The organism is Pseudomonas sp. 14P5.3.2, assembly GCF_057799175.1.
On sequence record NZ_JBYOKU010000076.1, the window covers coordinates 1 to 1050 of the forward strand.

Consider the following 1050-nt stretch of genomic DNA (forward strand, 5'->3'; position numbering starts at 1 on the left):
AAGGATGTTGTTGCCGGTGTTGCCGGTGATGGTGTTGTTCAGGGCGTTGCCGGTGCCGTTGAGATTGTCGCTGCCGCGCAGGGTCAGGATCTCGACGTTGTTGCCCAGGGTGTAGCTGACCGAGGACACGATGGTGTCGATTTCGGTTGCGGAAGTACCGAGCTCAATCACCACGTCGCCCACGTTATCCACGACATAGGTGTCGTTGCCGGCACCGCCGGACATGGTATCGGCGCCTGCCTTGCCGTCGAGAATGTTGTCGGCACCGTTGCCGGTCAGGGTGTTACCCAGGTCGTTGCCGACCAGGTACAGGCTGTCATTGCCCAGCAACTGACCGGCCTCGACGTTGGCCGACAAGACATAGCTGACGCTGGTCTGCACCAGGTCGTAGCCTTCGTTGGCGTTCTCGATGACCACGTCGTTGGCATTGTCGACGATGTAAGTGTCATCGCCCGTGCCGCCACTGAGGGTATCGGCTCCTGCCCCGCCATTAAGCAGGTCGTTACCGGCCCCACCTTGCAGGTTGTTGGCCAGGGCGTTGCCTAGCAGGGTGTTGTTCAGATCGTTGCCCAGTACGGTGAAGGTGCCGGTGGCGCCAAGGGTGACGTTCTCGATGTTGCGCAGGCTGGTGCTGTTCAGGTCGACGGTGCCGGTCTGGGCTGTCGGGGTGTAGTTGACGTACAGGGTGTCCAGGCCTTCGTTGGCCAGTTCCTGAATCAGCACCAGTTCACCGGCCTGGTCGACCAGATAGGTGTCATTACCGGCACCGCCGATCATGGTGTCCAGACCGTCGCCACCGATCAGGATGTTGTTGCCGCTGTTGCCGATCAGCACGTTGTTGAGGGCGTTGCCGCTGGCGTTGAAGTTACCGGTACCGGTGAGGGTCAGGTTTTCCACGTTGGCACTGAGGGTGTAGCTCAGCGAGGCCATGACAGTATCGATTTCGTTGGTCAGGGTGCTGGTTTCGACCACGACATCGTTGGCGTTGTCGACGATATAAGTATCGTTGCCGGTACCACCAATCAGGGTATCGGCACCTGCTCCCCCGTC

At 60.0% G+C, this 1050-nt stretch carries 1 protein-coding gene; it reads right to left on the reverse strand.

Going from position 1 to position 1050, the window contains the following annotated elements; all coding sequences use genetic code 11:
• On the reverse strand, positions 1-1050 hold a 1050-nt coding region (locus tag AC27VU_RS28875; protein WP_488725407.1), incomplete at both ends, for a calcium-binding protein.